The 16,165-nt window shown below is 65.9% G+C and carries 12 protein-coding genes; 7 read left to right on the top strand and 5 right to left on the bottom strand.

Annotated elements, in window-relative coordinates:
• Positions 1–37: 37 nt before the first annotated feature.
• Both gspD and NX02_RS12280 read right to left on the bottom strand, forming a co-directional pair.
• A complete protein-coding gene (gspD, locus tag NX02_RS12275; RefSeq protein ID WP_025292488.1) occupies positions 38–2,308 on the bottom strand; it encodes a type II secretion system secretin GspD in 2,271 nt (756 codons plus the stop codon).
• Positions 2,305–3,156, bottom strand: coding sequence for a type II secretion system protein N (locus NX02_RS12280; protein WP_025292489.1), 852 nt, complete (start codon positions 3,154–3,156; stop codon positions 2,305–2,307). The genes gspD and NX02_RS12280 overlap by 4 nt, the downstream gene beginning before the upstream one ends.
• A 197-nt stretch (positions 3,157–3,353) precedes the next feature.
• On the opposite strand from NX02_RS12280, the gene NX02_RS12285 reads away from it, so the two are divergent.
• From NX02_RS12285 to NX02_RS32405, 4 genes are all read left to right on the top strand, one after another.
• Positions 3,354–3,986, top strand: a complete 633-nt coding sequence (locus NX02_RS12285; protein ID WP_025292490.1) for a prolyl hydroxylase family protein — start codon at positions 3,354–3,356, stop codon at positions 3,984–3,986.
• Between the two features lie 201 nt (positions 3,987–4,187).
• Positions 4,188–5,732: a hypothetical protein gene (locus tag NX02_RS12290; RefSeq protein WP_025292491.1), complete on the top strand. Its 1,545-nt coding sequence runs from the start codon at positions 4,188–4,190 to the stop codon at positions 5,730–5,732.
• Positions 5,733–5,813: 81 nt separating this feature from the next.
• Positions 5,814–8,564, top strand: coding sequence for a TonB-dependent receptor domain-containing protein (locus tag NX02_RS12295; RefSeq protein ID WP_025292492.1), 2,751 nt, complete (start codon positions 5,814–5,816; stop codon positions 8,562–8,564).
• 570 nt (positions 8,565–9,134) lie between these two features.
• Entirely contained in the window at positions 9,135–9,308 is a 174-nt protein-coding gene (locus NX02_RS32405; protein WP_158013999.1) for a hypothetical protein, read from the top strand.
• Positions 9,309–9,379: 71 nt separating this feature from the next.
• On the opposite strand, the gene NX02_RS33295 is transcribed toward NX02_RS32405, so the two are convergent.
• Positions 9,380–10,612, bottom strand: coding sequence for a GNAT family N-acetyltransferase (locus tag NX02_RS33295; protein ID WP_025292493.1), 1,233 nt, complete (start codon positions 10,610–10,612; stop codon positions 9,380–9,382).
• Between the two features lie 76 nt (positions 10,613–10,688).
• Here NX02_RS33295 and NX02_RS12305 point away from each other — a divergent pair, with 76 nt between their 5' ends.
• The 3 genes from NX02_RS12305 (at position 10,689) to NX02_RS12315 (ending at position 13,755) form a co-directional block, all read left to right on the top strand.
• Positions 10,689–11,738, top strand: coding sequence for a LysR family transcriptional regulator (locus NX02_RS12305; RefSeq protein WP_162232676.1), 1,050 nt, complete (start codon positions 10,689–10,691; stop codon positions 11,736–11,738).
• Positions 11,739–11,872: 134 nt separating this feature from the next.
• On the top strand, positions 11,873–12,190 hold the full coding sequence (locus NX02_RS12310; protein WP_025292495.1) for a hypothetical protein: 318 nt from the start codon (positions 11,873–11,875) through the stop codon (positions 12,188–12,190).
• A 104-nt stretch (positions 12,191–12,294) separates the two neighbouring features.
• A complete protein-coding gene (locus NX02_RS12315; RefSeq protein WP_025292496.1) occupies positions 12,295–13,755 on the top strand; it encodes an AMP nucleosidase in 1,461 nt (486 codons plus the stop codon).
• 85 nt (positions 13,756–13,840) lie between these two features.
• On the opposite strand, the gene NX02_RS12320 is transcribed toward NX02_RS12315, so the two are convergent.
• A complete protein-coding gene (locus NX02_RS12320) occupies positions 13,841–14,959 on the bottom strand; it encodes a GGDEF domain-containing protein (RefSeq protein ID WP_047099783.1) in 1,119 nt (372 codons plus the stop codon).
• Positions 14,960–15,016: 57 nt separating this feature from the next.
• The gene (locus tag NX02_RS12325) at positions 15,017–16,165 is read right to left on the bottom strand and encodes a GGDEF domain-containing protein (RefSeq protein ID WP_025292498.1); all 1,149 of its coding nucleotides are present in this window, start codon (positions 16,163–16,165) and stop codon (positions 15,017–15,019) included.

Here is a 16,165-nt window from a genome sequence, read left to right on the forward strand (position 1 = left end):
CGCCTCGCCGCCCTTGCGGATTCTCATCCCCGGATCCTCACTTCGGCTCCAGCCCGGTCGCGGGATCGACCGGCCGGATCGTTGAGGTCGAACCGCGGACTTCGGGGCGGATGATCGCAGGTTCTGCCGGTGCCGGCGGCGGCGCGGTTTCAGCACCCGGCGCGGGCGCCGCAACCGCATCGCCAGGAACAAGCTGGGACGCCGGAATCGGCGGCGCAGCGCCCATATACTCGCGCACCAGTTCGTCGATCGTCGGCTCGCGCTCGGGTCGCGCATCGAGTTGCTGCTGGCGCATGTAGCCGTAGCGGCGCTCGGAAACCTCGCGCGAATCCGCGGCGGTGCGCAGGATCGTCGGGCGGATGAACACCATCAGGTTGGTCTTGGCGCGCGACCGCGCCTTGGAGCGGAACAGCACACCGAGCCCGGGAAGGTCGCCGAGGAACGGGATCTTTTCGACCGTGCGCCGCTCATTGTCGTCGAGAAGGCCACCGATGCCGACGATCTCGCCGTCGTCGATCGTAATCGTCGTCTCGATCTCGCGCTTGTTGAGGATCAGGTCCGAGAAATCCTCGCTCACCGGGCCGGCGATCGAGCTGACCTCCTGCCGCAGTTCCAGCTTCACCGTGCCGCCCGCGTTGATCACCGGTTTCACCTCCAGCGAGATGCCGACATTCTGGCGCTGAACGGTGCGGAACGCATTGTCGAAATTGTTGCTGAGCGCCTGGCCGGTGGTGATCGGGATTTCCTGCCCGACGAGGATGCGCGCTTCCTGATTGTCGAGCGTCATCACCGAAGGCGCAGACAGCAGGTTGGACTGGTTGTCCGACTTCACCGCGTTGACGATCGCGCCGAGGATCAGGTCGCTCCCGATCTTGGTCGCGAAACCGGCAAAGCCCCCCTGCGCCGCGAGGATCTGCTGCGCCGCGTTCTGCTCGAGCAGGTCGGTAACCGCGGAGTTGGTGCTGGTGGTGACGGTGTCGCCGTTGATGACGGTGGTCGTAGAGCTCAGCTCCCGCGCGCCGATCGCACCGGCGATCGAAAGGATGCTCGGCGAGCTGTTCGAATAGTTGGTGACGGCGAAAGGCGCGTTCTTGCCGCCGAAGAGGAGCTGGACGCCGAGCCGCTTGGCGGTCGCGTCCGAAATTTCGGCGATGACCGCCTCGACCAGCACCTGCTCGCGCCGGGTGTCGAGTTGGCGGACGACCTCGCCGAGCGTGCGCTGGATCTCGGGCGGCGCGGCGATGACGAGCGCATTGGCACCCTCGAATCGGGTGATGATCGCGGGTCCACGACCGGCGATGCCGCCATTGCCGCCGGAACCGGTGGCCGCGGGGGCGGCCGAGGCCGCCGGGCTCGGCGAAGGCGTAGGAGCCGGCGCATCGGACGCGGATCCGCCCGATCCGCTCGTGCTGCTGCGGCGGCTGAGCCCCGAGCTCGAGGAGGAGGAATAGCTCGGCTGCTGGCCGACGAGCTGCTGCAGCACCGGCAGCATTTTTTCGGCATCGGCATGCTGCAGCCACAGCACGCGAATCTCCGTGCCGGTGGCGGCGCGGCGATCGAGATCGGCGGCGATGTCGGCAAGCCGTGCAACGGTGGGCCCGTCGCCGCGCAGCGCGATCGAGTTGGAGCTGTCGATGGCGACGATCGTTGCGGCCGGGCCGCGCGCTGCGGCGCCCTCCCCGCCACCGGTGCCGACGAGCTGCTGCAGAGACTGCGCGATCTCACGCGCGCCCGCATTCTTCAACGGCACCAGCCGGGTCGTCGCGCTGTCGCGGTCGATCTCGGCGATCACCTGGCGGATGCGGCGGATATTGTCGGCGAAATCGGCGACGACCACCGAATTGCCCGAGCGGTTGGCGGTGACCGAGCCCTCGCGGCTGACCAGCGGACGGATCGTCTCGACCGCAGAGGTCGCATCGATCGACTTCAGGCGGAAGATCTCGGTAACGAAGGCATTGCGCGGCGCGCGGCTGGCGCCGCCGACGGCGCCGGGCTGCGAGGCGGCGCCATCGGCCGGCTGAATGCGGAACGCCCCGCTTGCGGTCGGCACCGCGATCAGGCCGTTGGCGCGAATCGTCGAAAGGAAGATCTCGAAATATTCGCTGCGCGACAGCGGCCGATCGGTCACCACCGACACCTTCCCCTGCACGCGCTGGTCGATGATGAAGGTCCGCCCGGTCACGCGCGCGGCGTCCTGGATGAACGCGCGGATGTCCGCATCGCGCACATTGAGCGTCTGCTGCGCATGGAGCGGCAACGGCGCAGCCAGCGCGAGCGCGAGGCCGATGGTCAGGAGATGCTTCTTCATTGTCTCGCAATCGTGATGACGAGGGGAATGACCTGTGATCCGCGTTCGACCTGCAGGCTGATATTGCCGCCCTTGCCGCCGGCCTCGGTGGCCATGCGTTCGAGGTCGCTGGCGTTGGTGATCTTCTGGTTGTTCACCGAGACGATGATGTCCCCGTCCTGCAGCCCGGCGACGCGGAAGGCAGTGCCCGCGCCCTTGGGCTTCACGACGAAGCCGGTGATCTGGCCCTGATCCAGCCGCGGCGCGAAATCGATCTCGCCGAGCAACTGCTGCGGCGCCACCGTCTGCGATCCGGGTACCGCCGCAGCCGTCGGCGAATCGAGCAATGTGCTGGTGTCCGACTGATCGGGCACCGCCGGCGGCGGCGCCGCGCCCGACTGATCGAGGAAAAGCTGCTCGTCGGCGCCGCCGCGGCTGATCGTCACGCCATCGAACTGTACCATCTTGAGCGTGACGCCGGGGATGATCTCGTCGCCCACCGCATAGCTGTTCTGCACGCCGTCGGGCCCGCCGATGATCGCCGAGCCGCGCCCCATCGCCTCGTCGACGCGCACGCCGAACAATGTGAGTTGCAGCGAGGTGACGACGGCTTCGGCAGGGCCCGCCTGCTGGCGGAAAAAGGGATCGAATCCACCCAGCAGCCGGGCGCGCGACTCGGCGCCCTGGACGATCCCGTTCTGCGGGCGCCAGTCTCCGAGCGGGCCGACCGGCGTGACGACGGCCCACAGCAGGCGCGCGCACTGCACCGCCAGCACCAGCAGCAATAAAAGCTCGACGACCCCGTAAGCGCTGGTGCGGGGCAAGCGTCGCAACAGCCGCTTCGCGCGCGGATCCAAGGCGATACGCATCAAACACCCCCGATCCGGCCGCGCTAGGGGCCAGATGTGACGGAACAATGACTCTCTGGTGACGGATTTTCTGCAATCCGGGCAAGCCCAAATCGTCAGGCGCGATCCTCTGGCGGAAATCGCCGTCTTCCGACCTCCGCGAAATTGATCGTGCCCGCTCGGCGCTTTAGACGCAACCGCGGATCAAGGAGTGCAACATGGACATCGCATCGCGGCTGTTGGGAACCCCGGGTGTGCAGAAGGTGCCGAGCCCGAAGCTCGACCTTTTCATCAACAAGAAGTTCCTGTCGGCCGAGGAATGCGCGGCGCTGATCGAGCGGATCGATGCCAAGCGCCGCCCCTCCACCGTGTCCGACGACATGGGCGACAAATATTTCCGGACCAGTGAGACCTGCGACCTCAGCTGGGACGATCCGGTTGCCATCGCACTCGACGACAAGATCGCGGGGTTCATGGGCATGGACGCGGCGCTCGGCGAGCCGCTGCAGGGCCAGCGTTATGCGGTGGGCCAAGAGTTCAAGGCGCACACCGACTATTTCGAGGTCAACGGGCCCGACTACGTCAAATATTGCAGCGAGACCGGCCAGCGCACCTGGACGGCGATGATCTATCTCAACACGCCCGAAGCCGGCGGCGCGACGCGCTTCAAGGTGATCGACAAGATCGTCCAGCCCGAAGAGGGCAAGCTGCTGATGTGGAACAATCTGCGCGCCGATGGATCGGGGAACGTTGCCACGCTGCATCACGCGATGAAAGTGCGTGCGGGTTATAAGTATGTGATCACCAAATGGTATCGCCAGCGCCCCTGGCCGCGGCCCGCCGCGGGCTAGCGATAACCGCCTGTGGCGTAAATGCCACAGCCGAGCCTGTCATAAAATCGCAACTCCGCTGACTTCGATGAGTCATCGAACCACAACCCCGGTGTCATGCGCCACGCTTAGGGCCCCCCGGAGGGCGGCAGGGGGCGCGGCCGAATCCAGCATTTTCCCCTTTCGCTCCGATACCCGAAGCTAACCGGAGCGTAGACGATAATGGCCAAAATTTCCCGCGTAACGAAGCTGCTGCTCGCGACCTGCGGTTGCGCGGCGCTCGCCGCTTGCGGCGCCGACGACGTCGCCTCGCCCGGCGACGGCGTCATCATCCAGCCGACGCCGACCCCGACGACGCCGACCCCCACGCCGACCCCCACGCCGACCCCGACCCCGGGTCAGCCGGCGGCGAGCTGCCCGTCGGGCACCACCGACCGCGGCGTCGTCGGCTCCAAGCGCGCCTGCGAACTGCCGGCGCGCTTCACGCAGGACACGCGCATCGATAACCTGCCGGGCGTCGTCTACTCGATCTCCGGCGCGACGAACGTCGGCACCGATCTCGGCGGCAGCGGCACGCAGGCCGGCGGCCAGGCCGTAACCCTCACGGTGCAGCCGGGCACCTTGTTCATGGCCTCGTCGGGCAACGACTATCTCGTCGTCAACCGCGGCTCCCGCATTATCGCTAACGGCACCGCGACGCAGCCCATCATCTTCACGGCGCGCGCCAATATCGAAGGCACCGCCACGGACGCGTCGCAAGGGCTGTGGGGCGGCATCATCCTGCTCGGCCGCGCACCCATCAGCGACTGCAACACCTCGGTTCCGGGCGGTTCGGTCGGCTGCCAGAACGTCATCGAGGGAACGACGGGCTCGTTCTACGGCGGCGCCACTGCGAACGACAACAGCGGCTCGATGACGTACGTGCAGATCCGCTACTCCGGCTTCGAGATCGCCTCGGGCAACGAACTGCAGGGCCTTACCCTGGGTGGCGTCGGCAGCAACACCACGCTGAACCACATCCAGATCCACAACAGCTCGGACGACGGCATCGAGATCTTCGGCGGCCGTGCGAACCTGAAGCATCTGGTGATCACCGGCACCGACGACGATGCGCTCGACACCGACCTCGGCTATCAGGGCTTCATCCAGTACGTCATCGCGGTCCAGCGCGACTCGAACAACGGCGACTCGATGATCGAGGCCGACTCGAACCAGAACGAAGACGCGCTGCCGCGCCAGAAGACCGTCGTTTCGAACGCAACCTTCGTTCAGCGCTCGACCGTCCAGGGCGGCAACACCATCCTGATCCGCGGCGGCGCGGATTATAAGCTGCTCAACAGCGTCGTCGTCGGCACGCAGAACTGCATCGACATCGACCAGGAGAATGGCACCACGATGCGTCCGGCGGACAGCGCGCTGCAGGACGACGGCCCCCCGGAGTTCCGCTCGGTGCTGATTTCCTGCCCGAACCCGGTGCGTGACGAATCGAATGTGCCGGCGGCTCAGATCACGGCGCTTCTTGCGCTCGATCCGAACAACCGTACCAACGTCACGCCGACGCTGAGCAGCGTGTTCATCAACGGCGCGGCTGAAACCGCCATTCCGGCGTTCAACGCCAACACCCTGAACGCGTTCCTCGAAACGACGAGCTACATCGGCGCCGTCCGTGACGCTTCGGACACGTGGTACCAAGGCTGGACCTGCAGCGCGAGCTATGTGAGCTTCGGCTCCACCAGCGCGAACTGCACGACCATCCCCACCGCCTAACCCGGGCATTTGCCTGAGCCCCGGGGGCAGCGGCCAGCGCCGCTGCCCCCGTATTTCCGACAAGACCGCTTGGGGGAAACGATGAAGACTTCACTCACCTTCGGGAGCTTGCTCCTGCTCTCGACGGCGCTGATCGCACCGTCGGCAATCGCGCAGACGACCGGTGCACCCGCCGGAACGACAGCAGATGCCCCCCCCTCGAGCACGGCCGACGCGGAACCCGCGCCGCCGACGGCGGAACAGGCCGACAATCCCGAGGAACAGGTCGAAATTTCGGCGCCCGGCGCCGATACCGGCGCCGACATCGTCGTCACCGGCCGCTTCATTCCCAATGTCATCCGCGCAACGCCCGAAGTCGTCTCGGTGCTGTCCGCTGCGGACATCGCGCGTTCCGGCGAGGGTGACATCGCTGGCGCGCTTTCAAGGGTGACCGGCCTCAGCGTGGTCGGCAACGGTTTCGTCTACGTCCGCGGTCTCGGTGACCGCTATTCGTCGGCCCTGCTCAACGGCTCGCCGCTGCCCAGCCCCGAACCGCTGCGCCGCGTCGTTCCGCTCGACATCTTCCCGACCAGCGTCATCGCGAGTTCGCTCGTTCAGAAGAGCTATTCGGTCGACTACCCCGGCGAGTTCGGCGGCGGCGTGATCAACCTCACGACGAAGGCCGTACCCAAGGAATCCTTCCTGACGATCGGCATCTCGGGCAGCGGTGACAGCGAGACGACCGGCAGGCTCGGCTACACCTATTACGGCAGCGATACCGACTGGACGGGTTTCGACGACGGCACCCGCGACATGCCCAACGGACTGCGGCAGGCAGTCAGGGGCGGCGGCTTCGGCGCCACGACCGATGCGCAGCGTCGCGACTTCGCCGCAGGGCTGGTCAACGCGTCGACCAGCCTCCTCCAGCGCAATTTCGACATTCCGATGAACTTCGCCGCGGACATCAGCGCGGGCGGTTCGACCGACGTCGGCGCGACCCGCATCGGCTTCATTGCCGCCGCCGGCTACAGCAACTCCTGGCGCACCCGCAGCGCGCTGCAGCAATTCTCCAACGATCCGAACGTCGCTGGAACGCCGCAGGAGAGTTTCAATCGCGTCACCACCGATAACCGGATCATCGTCAACGGCCTGCTTGGCCTGGGCCTCGAGTTCGGCGATCACCAGCTCCGCTGGACCAATCTGTATATCCGCGACACGCTCAAGCAGGGCCGCCTGGCCGCCGGTTACAACCGCAGCGTCTCCGACCAGAACGAGGGTCAGCCGCCCTCGATTATCGAACAGAACACGTTCTGGTTCGAGCGCCAGCTGATCGACACGCAGCTCGTCGGCGAATTCAAGTTCGACGATCTCAGCGTCGATGTGCGCGGGGCCTATGCCAACTCCCAACGCGAATCGCCGTACGAACGCAGCTTCTCCTATTTCTACCAGGGCGACGGTGATCCGACGACCAAGGGTCCCGGCGATGTTGACGACTACATCAACAATCTGTCGTCGGCGGGGCAATCCGCATCCGTGGCGTTCAGTGACCTGAACGAAGATGTCTATTCCGGGGCAATCGACCTCGGCTATAAGCTGCCTTCGTCAATGCCGATTTCGCTGGCGGCCGGCTATGCCTACACAAAAACGGAGCGATCCGCATCGCGCTATCAGTTCCGCTACTTCCGTCCGGAAGGCGCACTGCCGCTCGATGTTGCGCAAGAGCGGCCGGATTATCTGATCTCCGATTACAATATTTACAATTACAACATCCAGCTTCGTGACGTGTCCGGTGCCGAGGGCGCGGCCGCCTATGACGCCAATCTCGAAGTCCATGCCGGTTATGGACAGATCGAGGCGGAACTCGTCGACGGGCTGCGACTTGCGGCGGGCGTGCGTTACGAGGATGCGAAGCAGACCGTTCTGCCGGTCGGTGCAACGCTTGTGCCCACCAATCTGAACAACAGCTACTGGCTGCCGGCGGCAACGCTGACCTGGAACTTCGCCGAGGACATGCAGATCCGCCTGCACGGTTCCAAGACGATCGCTCGCCCGCAGTTCCGCGAGCTCGCGCAGCAGATCTACCAGGATTATGAATCGGACCGCGAGTTCACCGGCAACCCGTTCCTCATCGACAGCGAACTGCTGAATGCCGAAGCCCGCTACGAATGGTTCTTCGGTCGCGGCGAGCGCCTGACGCTGGCGGGCTTCTACAAGAAGATCGACAATCCGATCGAAGCGGCAGCCTTCATCGCGGGTGGCGGTCAGTTCCGCAGCGGCTTCGCCAACGCACCCGAGGCGCAGCTTTATGGTGCCGAAATCGAAGTGCAGAAGCATGTCCCCCTCGACACGCTCGGCGGCGATTTCTTCTCCACCCGGCGCCTCGTGCTGATCGGCAACTACACCTACACCCAATCCGAGTTGAAGGTGGATGACTCGCTGATCGTCGGGCCCAGCCTCCAAACGGTGGCTGCTAACCTGCTGTTCCAGGACGGTGCGCCGCTGACCGGCCAGTCCGACCATCTCGCCAACATCCAGATCGGTATCGAAGATACCGACAAGCTGTCGCAGGCGACGGTCCTCCTGACCTACGCCAGCAAGCGTGTCGTCGATCGCGGTCCGATCCAGGGCGAACTGCGTCAGCCGGACATCATCGAGAAGCCGGGTTTCCGCCTCGATTTCGTTGCCCGCGAGGGCTTCACCTTCCTCGGCAAGGAAATCGAGCTCAAGTTCGAGGCGCGCAACATCACCGGTACGCGCCACCAGGAATATCAGCAGGCCGGCGACAACCGCATCGACATCAACACCTATGATGTCGGCCGCAGCTTCTCGCTGGGTGCGCAGGTCAAGTTCTGACCCGATACCGGGGCGGGTGATCCCTGCCCCGGCATGAGATGAGCAGGCGCCGCAGCCGTAAGGCTACGGCGCCTGTTTCATTTTCATCATCGACCAGGCTGGCTCCCGTCGCGCCCATTTCCGGCAAGAGCCGCTCCCGCCCATGCGGCGCTTGAACCGGAAAGTCGCAATCGCGCTGCCGTGCCGGCGGTTGTGGGTAAGCGATCGGAGGTCCGCGCGGTCTGCCATGCGATATGGATGGGAATCGGACGAGTGTCGTTGCATGAGCGGCCGCTTGTGGTCCTCCGAAACGGGCTAAAAAGGCTTTGGCGACAGTCCCTTTTGGGAGCGCCCGCTATCCAAATCGGTAACGCTCGCCTATCGGAATTCCTGACGCGGACATTGCTCCGAAATGACTTGCAATAGGAGGAAGTTGCCCGTTAATCGGGCATCACACGCACCTACCGGCCCGAATGCGTATTCTGTTGCGGACGGCAGCGTCTGTTTACGCAACAACAAGCGGGCGGCCGTTGGTGCCGTTCGCTCCATAAGGGCGAGAGTGTCGAATGCACGTCGATCGGCTTGTCGGCAATGAATGAGCGCGATCTGGCGACCATATTGTCGCGGGCCAGGCAATTGATGGCCGAGGCGCTTCATTTGCTGGATGACGTCCAGGCATGGGAACCGAGCGCGCATCTCGATCTTGCCATCCAGCGCCTCGATGCGCTGCTGGACGAGGACGCTTCGACGCGGCGCGATCATTGAACCGGATACCCACCGTCCCCGCCCGGCTGCGCGCGTTCGAGACGCCGCCGCCGAGCGGGGATCGGCGTTGGTCAGGCGGCGCGCACGCGCATCTCGCCCATCGTCTTGATGCCGGTGCGGATATGGCCGCGCCGGTCGAGCATCGACTGGAGCCCTGCCGACCCATCGAGCACGCCGGGCCGATCCCACGCACCTTCGGGACGGATGGTCACCAGCGGATCGGCACCGAAGCGGATCGCGCCATCCGTGGGCTCGATGTCCATGTGCATCTCGCGGAACTCGACGTCGGAGAAGCTGAACGGCGGCCGGTCTTCCAGCAGCCGTGCGCCGAACCGGCGCCACAGCGGCACCAGATCCTCACGGGCATGCGCATAGAGCTTGCGGAAGCCCTTCTCGCGGCAATGCTGGATGCACATCCGCGCGAGTTCGAACATCAGCCGCGTGTTGCGATATTCCACGCGCACCGCCATCCGTTCCAGCTTGGCGAAATCGCCGAAATAGCGGATCCGCGCGCAGCCCGCGGCATCGCCGTTGACGGTGCCGATCAGATGCGTGGCGCAGAAATCATTGCCGTCGAACTCTTCCTCGAAGGTTGCGAACTGCTCGGCCATATAGGTGGCGGAACGGACGGCGAAGACCCGCATCATGTCTTCCATCGTGCGGACGACGCGCACCGACAGTTCGGGGCGCTTGCGCTTGGCCTCGGCCGCCGGCGTCTCGCGGGCGTGGAGCACGATCGCCCAATCCGGCGCATCCGGATAGAAATCCCGCGCCGCCATGAAGCCGGCATTGCGCTGGATCTTGGCCGAAACCTCGCTGATCGGGCGCGAGAAGACCGGGCATCCGCGGCCGATCGTCTCCAGCACCTTGAGGAGGCGAAGGCCGTCGACCATCCGGCTCGGCGCGAACACCAGCCAGATATAGATGGCCGCAGGCGCTTCCGCCGGGGTCGCGATCCATTCCGGCTGCGGCGTGGCGCCATCGAACTGGCCGGTGACCAGGGCGGCGGCACCCGCCTCGTTGAGCGGCAGGAAGGCGATGAACGGCCAATCGGCCACCGTCTCGCCGCGCCGCATCAGGCGGAACAGGTCCGGATTGCGGCTGCGCACCGCCGCAACCGTCTCAGGGCTTGCAATCGCCATCGACTGGCGCACATGGGCCAGTGCATCGGTGATGTCGCGTTCGGACGGGCGTTCGATCGCCGGCGCGTTCTCCGCACCTCGATCGGTCAATCGATAGAAGTCGGGGGAGAAGGCAAGTGCACCAGTCGTTTCATCGGAGAAATGCCCCACAGCATGTTTCATTGTCTTCGAACCCCTGATGCGTCAAAAAGGGTAACGCCCCTCGGGAGACCTAATAAAGCGAAGCATGGAGCGTGGGGTGACCAAGAAAACTGACCGGCCCGTTCAATCATTGCACGCCCCCCTTCCGGTGATGCTTCCGCGTGGCCTGCGCTGGGACGATGTCCGCGCGTTTTTGGCGGTCGCGGAGGTCGGCAGTCTTCGCCGTGCGGCGGTGTTGCTCAACCTGTCGCCCAACACGGTGCGCGCGCGCGTCGCCCGGCTGGAAGAAGCGGTTTCGCACATCCTTCTCGAACGATGGCCCGATGGCGCCCGGCCGACCGCCGCCGGCATGCGCGTGCGCGACCTCGCGCAGCGGATGCGCGGTGCCGCGATCGACCTGTTCAGCGACGAACCGCGTTATGAGCTGCGCCGCCCCGGCGAGCTCAGAATCGGCGCCAGCGAGGCGATCGGATCGGGCTGGCTGACGCCGCGGTTGCTCGACCTGCAGCAGCGGATGCCCGAGCTCACCGTCTCGCTGATGTGCGATTATGACGTCCAAACCGAACGCAGCGACGAGCTTGACGTCGGTCTGCTGTTCCGCCCGCCGGCCAATCCCGAACTGATGGTCAGCAAGCTCGCGACGATGCACTTCCTGCCCTTCGCCTCGCACGACTATGTCAGGCGCAATGGCGTCCCGACATCGCTCGACGACCTGCTCAACCACCGCTTCATCGAGCAGGAGGCGCCCGGTGTCCGGTCCGATCTGCTCAACCAGCTCGTCGGCTCGGAACGGCCCCCCGGCTTCCTGCCGATCCGCACCAATTCGAGCCTCGCGCTGTTCTGGGCGGTGGCAAGCGGCGCCGGCATCGCCTTCATGCCCACCTATGTGATGGGCGTGACGCGCAAGCTGGTGCCGATCGCACTGCCCGCGCAGTTCAAGTTCGAGCTCTATTATTACTATCATCCTGCCGCCCGCACCTCGGATCCGGTGCTCAAGACGATCGCCTGGCTGCGCGAGCTGTTCGACCCGGCGATCTACCCGTGGTTCCGCAACGAGTTCGTCCACCCGTCCGAATTCGGGCCCGCCATGCGCTCGGAAGGAAATGTGGTGCAGCTGTTCGAACCGATGATCGGCGACGCGATCTGAAGGCGCGCGGAGCCGGGGGAGCGAGGTGCCATGCTCGTTTCGTCCCGCGCCGTCCTCTATTTGGCGCGTGATGGGACACCAGGGCCGCCTCGCGCGTTTCCAGGTCGATCGTAACAGCAATCGGGAGTCACAAGATGATCGAGGACGCCATCGAAAAGCAGCAGGCCGGGCTGGATCTGGCCGAAACGCCGCGCACCACGCGCGAGCAGATCAATGCGGGAATGGAGCGCGGCCGTGAGGCTGCCGGCAATCTTATCGCATCGGCGCAGGACCATCCCTGGACGACCGCGGCGATCGCTGGCGGCGTGGTCGCCGCTGCCGCGGCCGCGACTGCTGGTGTGGTCTATCTGAACCGCCGGCGCGGTGATGAGCCCGCGAACTCCGGCACCGACGCGGCGAGCGAAATCTCCGCGGCGGCTCGGTCGCCCGCCTATGGCATTGCGGCGGAGTGACCACGGCGGTTTCCACCCCGGATTCCTGATGACGAACGCGCCGCACGGTTTACCGGGCGGCGCTTTCGCTTGCACGCTGCACCGCAGCAGCTTATCCGCAATTGATGTCAACGAACGCCGAAAGAGCTGACGCCGCCGCCCTCGTTGCCGAGCTCGAGCGGCTCTATTCTACAGCCGTCGATCGGCTGCGCGATGCATTGGCGGATTTCATCGCCAATGGCGTTCGCCCTACGGCGGAACAGCGCCGCGACGGCAGCTTCGCCTATCCTGAGATCCGCATCCGTTTTCAGGGCGACAACGGCCTTGTCGTGCCGCCGAGATCCTATGGCCGGCTGGTGACGCCCGGGGAATATGCGATCAGCGTCACCCGCCCTGCCCTGTTCGCCGATTATCTGATCGAGCAGCTGGAACTGCTGATCGAGGATTATGGCGTCACTGTCGAGGTCCGACCCGGCCGGCAGGAAATCCCCTTCCCCTACGTGCTCGATCCGGGCCACGATCTCTCGCTCGAGGGGATCAGCGCGCTGGACCTCGCCCGCTGGTTCCCGGCGACCGAGCTGGCGCATATCGGCGATGAGATTGCCGACGGCACGATGCTCGCGGGCGATCAGCCGCGGCCGCTGGCGCTGTTCGACGGCCTGCGCACCGATTTCTCGCTCGCGCGGCTGCGCCACTACACCGGCACCCCGTCCGAGCATGTCCAGCGCTATATCCTGTTCACCAACTACCACCGCTATGTGGACGAGTTCGTCCGCTGGGCGTGCGACCAGCTTCAGGATCCCGATACGCCCTATACCGCGCTGTCGGGCGCCGGCGGGCTGATGGTGACCGCGGACACCAGCGATCCCGAGCGTGTGGTGGCGGACAGCGCGTGGCGCCGGCACCAGATGCCCGCTTACCATCTGATCGCACCCGACCGCACCGGCATCACGCTGGTCAATATCGGCGTCGGCCCGTCCAACGCGAAGACGATCACCGACCATCTGGCGGTCGTCCGCCCCGAAGCCTGGCTGATGATCGGCCACTGCGGCGGACTGCGCCCCAGCCAGCGCATCGGCGACTATGTGCTGGCGCACGCCTATCTGCGTGACGATCATGTGCTCGACGATGTGCTGCCGCCGGAGATCCCGGTGCCGGCGATCGCCGAGGTTCAGCTGGCACTTGCGCATGCCGCGGAGATCGTCTCGGGCGAAACGCAGGACGCGCTCAAGCGCCGGTTGCGCACGGGCACCATCGTCACCACCGATGATCGCAACTGGGAATTGCGCTACAGCCGCTCGGCGCTGCGCTTCTCGCAGTCGCGCGCGGTCGGCATCGACATGGAATCGGCGACGATCGCGGCGCAGGGCTATCGCTTCCGCGTTCCCTACGGCACCCTGTTGTGCGTGTCGGACAAGCCGCTGCACGGCGAGCTCAAGCTGCCGGGTCAGGCCAACCGCTTCTACGAGCGGGCGATCAACGAACATATGCTGATCGGCATCGAGGCCTGCGAGCAGCTCCGCCGCGAAGGTGCCAAGCTGCACAGCCGCAAGCTGCGCGCGTTCAACGAGCCGCCGTTCCGCTGATCGGTGATGCCCCGGGCCTGCCTCCGCGCAGCCCTGGCATTCCCCCGAAAATGCCCCAGCGGAGCCCCGCCGGGCGGACGAATCGTCAGATTGCAACCGGCTGCGGCAGCGTGGCGCGCGCCGCGTCTTCGGCGCGGCGGATGATCGCCCCGGCCGCCAGATCCCCCGGTCCGGCCTGCGCGACACCGATCCGGATGCCGTCGACGATATGGCCTTGGCCGGTGAGCGTGGTGCGCATGCGTTCCGTCACCACCGCGGCGCCGGCAACGTCGGTATCGATCAGCACCACGCAGAATGCGCCATTGCCGAGATGGCCGAACACATCCTCCTCGCGGATGACGGCGCTCAGCGTATCCGCCACAGCGGAAAGCCGGCGTTGCGCGGCCTGTTGATTGAGCCCGGTCAGGGTTCCGCCGACGTCCAGCAGCAGCAGGGTCATCGGTCGCCGGCGGCGGCGGGCATTGGCGAGCGGCGGCAATATCGCCTGCTCGAGGCCGCGGCGGTTGAACAGCCCGGTCAGGGCGTCGCGCGTCACCATCACCTGCAGGCGATCGTTGAGGTCGGATGCGATGAGCAGCATCGCCGCGATGCCCGCCGCGACATAGGCGAAAGGCATGGTGATGAACAATGCATTGGTCCTGAGCGCGGCGCGCGCCAGATCATGCGGCCCATCGATCTGGAGCCAGACCGCGGCCAGACCGATCTCGCAGGCGGCGAACAGCAGCGTTGCGCCGACCGCGGCATATTCGGCGAAGTTCGCCTTCCGGTCGCGCGGGCGGATGACCATCGCCCCGAGCAGGAACATCGATGCCGAAAACAGGTTCACCGGCGCGCCACGCAGCGCGATGCTGCGCGGCTCCATCAGGAACATCCCCCATGCGGCGAGCCCCATGACCGCCAGCGCAGCCGCCAGCATCCACAGGATCGGCGGTTGGCGCTTGGCGCGGCGAAAAAAGCCCAGCGCCACCAGCATGCTGTCACATACGGTCAGCAGCCCGGTAAGCATCAGCATCCAGCCGCCTTCGGGCGTGTCGCGCGACGAGAGCGCGTTGATCAGCCACAGCACGGTCTCGCCCGCGCCGGCGGCGGCCCAGAACAGCGCGTAGGGCATGCGGCCGAAGATGAACCAGCCCACCACCAGCGACCCGGACAGCACGGCCGTGATCGCAAGCAGCAGCGTGAAGCCGCTGATACCGATGCTCATGGCCGGTGCACCACCTGCAGCGTCGCGCACGCCGGCGCAGACATGCGGGTCACACCGTCAGGCCGCAATCCGGATCCGGGCCACCGTCGAATCCGAACCATTCTCGCCGGTCATCTCGCGCTCGGCGCGATCGAGCAGCAGGCTGAACGCGAAATCCTCCGATCGCAGCTGCGCGACGCCCCAGCTGATCTTCAGCGAACGCCCAGCGGCGGCCGAAGCGGCCACAGCCGCCCCGGCCTGACGTGCGATCACCAGCGCCTGCTGGAGGCGCGTATCCCCCAACAGCAGGCAGAAGCGCGTCGGCCCCAGCCGTGCGAACACATCTTCCTCGCGGATCAGCGCGTTGAGCTGATCGGCAGCGCCCACCAGCAGCTGGTTGAGAACGGCGCGCGACGGACCGCCGCGCTGCGCACGCACACCGTGCAGATCGATCAGCACGACCGACAGCGGCAGGCGGCGGCGCCGCGAATTCGCCATCGCGGCGACCGCGGCCTGATCCAGCCCGCGGCGGTTGAGCGCACCCGTTTCCAGATCGCGCGTCGTCAGCGCCTCGAGGCGGTGTGCCAGATCGGCGACGAGCAGCATCACCGCGCTGATGCCCAGCGCGACATAGGAGGCCGGCATGCCGATGCCGAGCACCAGACGATAGGTGTTGGCGGCCGGCGCGACACCTTCCGACCCAAAGCCCAGCGCGCTGCCGGCAACGGCCATTTCGAACAGCGCGAACACCGTCGCGACCGCAGCGGTAGCGATCTCCATCGGCTGCGCGCGGCGGCCGTTGGAGAGGAGCGCACCGACCGCGACCAGGAACAGCGCACCGCAGCCCGCGTTGGCGATGAATGCGCGCCAAGCGGCGTCGTGCAGATCGGCGACGACATAGCTGACCGCCGCGAACACGATGAGGTTGCCCGTAACCCACAGGCCGATCCGCGGCTTCAGCCCCGCACGCTGGCGGAAGGCGATCGCGATCAGGCTGCTGTTCATCACCACGAGCTGCGTGGTGATGATGCTGGGAAGCGGCGATTCGGGAAAGGCGAGACGGCCGATGATTGCGATCGTCCACTGGAGCATGGCGCCGCCCGCCGCGAGCGTCCAGAACAGCGAATATTGATGGCGGCCGAAACAGAACCAGGCGATCGACATCGCGACGAACAGCGCGATACTGGTTGCAAGCAGGACGCAGATGGTGATCAGCTCAAGATTCAT

This window comes from Sphingomonas sanxanigenens DSM 19645 = NX02, assembly GCF_000512205.2.
GTDB classification, from domain to species: Bacteria; Pseudomonadota; Alphaproteobacteria; order Sphingomonadales; family Sphingomonadaceae; genus Sphingomonas_D; species Sphingomonas_D sanxanigenens.

Excerpts from the sequence above, each read along its gene's own strand:
- gspD (WP_025292488.1), bottom strand. The coding sequence starts at position 2,308 with ATGAAGAAGCATCTCCTGACCATCGGCCTCGCGCTCGCGCTGGCTGCG.
- NX02_RS12280 (WP_025292489.1), bottom strand. The coding sequence starts at position 3,156 with ATGCGTATCGCCTTGGATCCGCGCGCGAAGCGGCTGTTGCGACGCTTG.
- NX02_RS12285 (WP_025292490.1), top strand. The coding sequence starts at position 3,354 with ATGGACATCGCATCGCGGCTGTTGGGAACCCCGGGTGTGCAGAAGGTG.
- NX02_RS12290 (WP_025292491.1), top strand. The coding sequence starts at position 4,188 with ATGGCCAAAATTTCCCGCGTAACGAAGCTGCTGCTCGCGACCTGCGGT.
- NX02_RS12295 (WP_025292492.1), top strand. The coding sequence starts at position 5,814 with ATGAAGACTTCACTCACCTTCGGGAGCTTGCTCCTGCTCTCGACGGCG.
- NX02_RS32405 (WP_158013999.1), top strand. The coding sequence starts at position 9,135 with ATGAATGAGCGCGATCTGGCGACCATATTGTCGCGGGCCAGGCAATTG.
- NX02_RS33295 (WP_025292493.1), bottom strand. The coding sequence starts at position 10,612 with ATGAAACATGCTGTGGGGCATTTCTCCGATGAAACGACTGGTGCACTT.
- NX02_RS12310 (WP_025292495.1), top strand. The coding sequence starts at position 11,873 with ATGATCGAGGACGCCATCGAAAAGCAGCAGGCCGGGCTGGATCTGGCC.
- NX02_RS12315 (WP_025292496.1), top strand. The coding sequence starts at position 12,295 with ATGTCAACGAACGCCGAAAGAGCTGACGCCGCCGCCCTCGTTGCCGAG.
- NX02_RS12320 (WP_047099783.1), bottom strand. The coding sequence starts at position 14,959 with ATGAGCATCGGTATCAGCGGCTTCACGCTGCTGCTTGCGATCACGGCC.
- NX02_RS12325 (WP_025292498.1), bottom strand. The coding sequence starts at position 16,165 with ATGAATCTTGAGCTGATCACCATCTGCGTCCTGCTTGCAACCAGTATC.